Raw genomic sequence first — 5,663 nt, forward strand, 5'->3', positions numbered from 1 at the left:
GCCCTGTTCAATCAGATGGAGCGTGAGTTCTTCGATCTTTTTGAGTAAGAGTTTGTTCATCTCGCCCAGTTCAATTCCATTCTTTTCTGCTTCACTGGCCGAAGGAATCTCGGGTAGGTGTTTATATTTTTTTATGTATGATTCTAGTTCTGATAGCGAAAGATTTTGGTAGTCGGGTTCAAACACGTAATCAGGCGTTTGCTGTCCATTCACCCTGATTTCGTTTGCCTTAATGCGCCCATTCACAGTAAGCTTATCTTCAGGATTAAAAGTACCAATCCCAACATTCCCTACAGGATCAATAACCATTCTAACATTTGGCTGCGCACCATTAGAAGTGGCAAAAAGTAGCCTGGCGCGGGCATCATTGGTAGCATCATCCATAAGTTGAGCACCTATATAAGCCATCCCCTTATTAAATTGTGCATTTTTAGCAACCCAGCTTATGCTCCCAGCAGATGAGCCACTTAAAGTTGAATTGTTACTGAGTATGAGATGGGACTGGCTGTTGAATTCCGTATTTGGGTTCAATATTTCAAAAACTTTATTGTTCCCTCCGTGGAAGTAACTCTGTGGATTACCGACATTAAGTCCAAGGTTTCCAGAAGGAATGTCCATTGCCAAAAAATAAGTGCCAGATAGCGGTCCACCGAGGTAAATTCTCTTGGTGGAAGTGGCGTTGTAAACCGAAGAAGCATTGTAACCGCCAACAAAAATTGCCTCCGGATCCCAGCCTGCATAGGTACCGATAAGCTGATTTACAAAATCTCCCTGTTTGCTAATAAGCACATTATCGTACGCGTCTTTGATGGTTACTCCTGTAGTAATGATCGGAGCCTGTGCACGCAATTGCCATGCACAACTAAAGGTTATTATCAGATAAATTAAATACTTCTTCATTTTCCTTTAGATTGTCTTGCTAATATTTGTTTAACTTGTTCTTGTAATGCTGAAAGCATTTCACGTTGATCCGTTGTATTCTTTTTAAGTATATTAATATCTGCCAGTTGTGCAGCTAAAGCTTTATTCTTTTCTATCAGATGCAGCGTAAGTTCTTCGATCTTTTTGAGTAGAATTTTGTTAATCTCACCAAGTTCAATTCCATTCTTTTCTGCYTCWCTGGCCGAAGGAACCTCAGGTAGGTGTTTGTACACTTGTATAAATTTTTCAAGCTCAGGTAAGGGTAGCAGCTCATATTTTGGCGCAAAAACATAATCAGGCATTGCATCAACATCAACCCTGATCTCTCTTGCCCTGATCTTTCCGTTTACTGTTAGTTTCTCGGCGGGCAGATCAGTCCCTATACCTACACTCCCATCCATCACGTTCAGGTTGCCAACATAAGTATGGGCATTGTCTCTTATCGTATTAAAGATGGTCACTATGGCACCGTTATCATTCAAGTTGTCGTCACTGATAGAACCGAGTTCCAATGAGCCTGCTAAAAAGTTGCTCACTTTAAAAACCCCCAGATCTGCACCTATTGCCGCTTTTACCCATATTTGGCTTTCTCCTCCAAAATTTAATAGTGCAAACTGCGGTTGCAGCCATGCTGCATAGCCCATACTATGATGCTCCTGAATAGAAAAATTCTGTGAATTGATAAACTGGATCCTACCCGATACCAATGAAGGCTTATGTGCTGTGGTATGTTTATAGGTGTACTCAAATTCGCTATGCAAACCACCAACTTTAGCCACCAGATACCATTTTCCATCGGCAGGTAAACTGAACTGCTGGGCAGATAAGTTCATACCGCTAAAGAGCACTAAGATTAAAATGTATAAATGTTTCATTTGATCTTTCCTTTAAGTTCGGATATTTCCTTTTGCTGCCTGACCAATACTTCGGCCTGCTCGTTCATTTTGCGTTCGTGTTCGATCAGGTGCAGGGTAAGCTCTTCAATTTTCTTAAGTAAGATTTTGTTCATCTCACCAACGGCCATTCCGTCACGCTCTAATTCTTTTGCAGAAGGTACTTCAGGAAGGTGTTTGTTCAAACGGATGTATTTTTCAACCTCGGCAAGTGAAAGTTTCTGATAGGTTTCTTCAAAAACATAATCAGGTGCACCCTGTCCATCTACGCGTATTTCGCGGGCCTTGACCGTACCGTTAACCGAAAGTTTTTCGGTGGGATTGCTTACTCCTATACCAACATTCCCCGCACTGTTCCAAATGCCACCGGGAAACTTGATGTTAGGAGCCCCAAACCCACCATCATAACCCAGCTCAATTGTCCCATTGCCCACACGGATAAAATCTACCCTTGATCCAGAATCATGAAAACCGATGGTAGAATAATCCTGACCATTGAGCAGTAAGGTGGTTTTACTGGCCCAATCGCTACTTACTGGGGAAGAATTCGCCAGCACATTCCCCAAGCTCAAATAGCCATCTGTATTATGAATAATGCTATTGCTACCCAATACCATAGCACCACCATGTATATGTAACCTTGCACCTGCATATGCCGTGCCAGTACCGATGCCGATATTTCCATCAGGACTAATGGAAAGCCCATTAGACAATTGATTGTTGGAATAAAGCGCCAGACCATTATAAGTAGTAATCAGTGCCGTACCATTATGATCATCTCCTGTTATCGAAAACCTACCTCCCCATATGTCGAGCTTCTCACGCGGACTAACACTTCCTATACCAATATAACCGTTTTGGCTCATCACCATATTAGGCGTATTTCCCATTTGTTTCGATAGAAAACCAAGCGAGCGAGAATTTCCTTCTAATTGAAGGGAAAACTTTTCATCACCTAAAGCGCCCATATTAAGCCCTGAACCCGATTCATTCTGGGCAAATACAATGGCATTTCTGGCACCCGAACCAAAGCTCCATGCATCATTCAGATCCTGAAAACGACCTGTAAGCATAAATGTAGTGCGACCATAATCTGTTGCATTATTGGTTAGAAGAATGCGGGCATTAGCATCAAACCAGGAGTCTCCTTTTACCTGAAAATGACCAGCAGGGCTTAAAGTATTTACTCCTGCAGGGCCAGAGCCTGGAAAAGTGTTTTGAGCATATGCCTGATGTGAAAAGGCAACCATTAGCGCAAACATTGAAGCTATGCGAGATGTGAATTTCATTTCTTAAAGGATTTTAGTGTTTTCTCCAATTCAGTGATCTTTAAACGTTGGGCATCCAATAAGTCTCCCCGTTTTTCATTTAGCTTGTGCTCTTCAATGATATACAAGGTGAGTTCTTCAATTTTTTTGAGTAGCAGTTTATTCATTTCTCCCAGTTCCAATCCATTCTTTTCAGCTTCAATAGCACTCGGTATTTCGGGCAGGTGTTTGTTCTTTTTAATATAACTTTCCAACTCCTCCAACGTTCCAACCTCATACCCCTCTTCAAAAACGTAATCAGGCATATCATGTGCATCAACGCGGATTTCAAGGGCTTTGATTTTGCCGTTAACCGCTAATTTTTCTGTTGGATTTAGGGTATTAATACCAACGTTGCCATTGCCCACTATTACAATATCATCGCCATAAAACCATTCGACAGGTTTACCATTTTTACTAAATGACCTACGCGTTCCCAAAATCATTTTGCCTGTAGCATCGCCATTGTTACTATTTCCCGCTACTGTAATAATCCTTCCCTGGCCCCAGGGATTACTTCCATCAACCGAAGCAGGCACAACAAATTCTATCTGTGCACCTCTATCGGCTATTCTACCGCCTGTATTCGCCTGCACAATTAAGCCAGTACCAGCAAACTGATAGTTATTACCACCATCTGTTGTCGCATAGGCGCCATTGAGATGTAGTAAACCCAATGGATTAACAGTGCCAATACCTACCTTACCTACGTTGAAATAACTTGGAATGATACTGTTATTGGCAAGCTGGATGACTGGATCTCCCCCACTATTTGCATTTGTAATTCTTAAGCCATTACTAAAGCGATGAGTGGCCCACCCATCATTCAGGTCAACAATATCCCCATCATCAGCTAGTTTTATCCCACCTCCTGTAATATTACCTGTTGATACCATTAAATTCCCCGAAACAGAGAGATCACCGCCCGCTATCTCTAATTTTGACGTTGGGTTGGCTGTACCAATCCCAACAAAGCGGTTATCTGCACGGATATGAAAAATGTCGTTATATTGAACATTGTTATACTGATTGCTTATAGTAAAGTCATTTCCAGAGTAATCGGTATAGCCCAATGCCCAGTTTCCGTTATAATCTCCACTGGAGGGATCGTTTTTGGCAAGGCGTAACCCTGCCCAGCCATTTGGTTTTACAATCAATAAGCCCTCGCCCCATGCAGCATATTTAGCCAGTATTTTCACATTATCCTCGAAGATACCGGTACCATTTACATGCAACCTGGCATTAGCGTTCATGGTGCCAAGCCCAAGGTTACCTGCCCCATCCAAATGAAAGCGGGGAATACCCTGCGTAAATAGTTTTATCCCCTGAAATCCTGATAAATAAGCATAGGGAGGAACACCATTTTCTTCGCCATACCAACCTAAACCGTAATGAGATACATCTTTACCTAAGTAATTAAATCGATCCGGAGGATTGTAAGCCACTGCAGGTATATGCACACCTGCCTCAAAGGTTTGAGCAAAGCAAAAAATGTGGATATGGATCAAAAAAATGATTGACAAAAAACTTTTAAGCTGTTTGCCAGAAAAAGTACAGAAACGGGTTTGGTTCATCATTATTTTTATTTTTTCGCTTTTATACCATAGTACAAACAACTGCAACATTCAACATAAACTGACTGTGCATTACTACCCATTACATAAGAAAATATTTACTATAGGCCGACTCATTTTTATACGTTTAATGATCGATCTATCCAGTAATTAGTTTGTTTGTGGTGGAGCTTGAGAACTCCGGATCGAAGATGATAGAAAAAAAAGAGATTTTATATAGCTAAGCGCTTCCATTACACGTAAGTGGTATTATGATACCACGAATACGATAAAATGTATGATGAAACCTCTTTTTTTGTCAATCGTAGCCTACAGATTATTATATTTGAACTTTAAAGTGCTCTCTATATGAAATTTAACTGTATTGCGGTCGATGACGATCCCGCAAACCTTGAACTACTATGTGATTATCTCACGACCCTTGACGATTATGAACTTTTAGAAAGTTTTACCGACCCCATTAAAGCAATGAACCACATTATTTCAGGAGATAATCTTGATATTGTTTTTATGGATATCGAAATGCCAGGCCTTTCGGGAATAGATTTAGCAAAGATTATCCGCAATAAAACAAGAAACCTGATTTTTACAACAGCCCATTCCAGATATGCACTGGATGCATTTGAAATCGAGGCTGATGCTTTTCTCCTCAAACCTTTCTCTCTTGGCCATTTTGCTACAGTACTGCATAAATTACAAAGCAGACGTATTCTCCCGATCCAGGAAAAGAAAAAAGTTGATGATCAGTACTTCTTTATTAAAAGTAAAAATGATAAGTCAAAATTGGTAAAAATCAGGTTTGATGAAATTATAGCAATTGAAAGTATTCAGAATTACATTTCAATATATACTACTCAGAAAACTGTTGTCGCGCATATAACCCTTACAAAAATTAAAGAAATACTTAAGAATAACAATTCATTTATTCAGATTCACAGATCTTTTATTATTTCGAGAAACTATTTAGA

4 protein-coding genes and 1 pseudogene are annotated in these 5,663 nt (G+C 40.3%); 1 reads left to right on the top strand and 4 read right to left on the bottom strand.

All coding sequences use genetic code 11. The features are described from left to right. The 4 genes and pseudogenes from AC1DND_RS17010 to AC1DND_RS17025 form a co-directional block, all read right to left on the bottom strand. Positions 1-900, bottom strand: a pseudogene (locus AC1DND_RS17010) (hypothetical protein); the annotation flags it as partial. Next, positions 897-1,796: a hypothetical protein gene (locus AC1DND_RS17015; protein WP_477583394.1), complete on the bottom strand. Its 900-nt coding sequence runs from the start codon at positions 1,794-1,796 to the stop codon at positions 897-899. The gene AC1DND_RS17015 and the pseudogene AC1DND_RS17010, both read right to left, overlap by 4 nt. Next, entirely contained in the window at positions 1,793-3,103 is a 1,311-nt protein-coding gene (locus tag AC1DND_RS17020) for a hypothetical protein (RefSeq protein ID WP_477583396.1), read from the bottom strand. Before AC1DND_RS17020 ends, AC1DND_RS17015 begins: the two co-directional genes overlap by 4 nt. Beyond that, positions 3,100-4,698, bottom strand: coding sequence for a hypothetical protein (locus AC1DND_RS17025; protein WP_477583398.1), 1,599 nt, complete (start codon positions 4,696-4,698; stop codon positions 3,100-3,102). Before AC1DND_RS17025 ends, AC1DND_RS17020 begins: the two co-directional genes overlap by 4 nt. 345 nt (positions 4,699-5,043) lie before the next feature. Here AC1DND_RS17025 and AC1DND_RS17030 point away from each other — a divergent pair. Continuing rightward, a partial coding sequence (locus AC1DND_RS17030) for a LytR/AlgR family response regulator transcription factor (RefSeq protein WP_477583399.1) occupies positions 5,044-5,663 on the top strand: 620 nt, incomplete at its 3' end.

This window comes from Pedobacter sp. 01N416 (assembly GCF_056399685.1).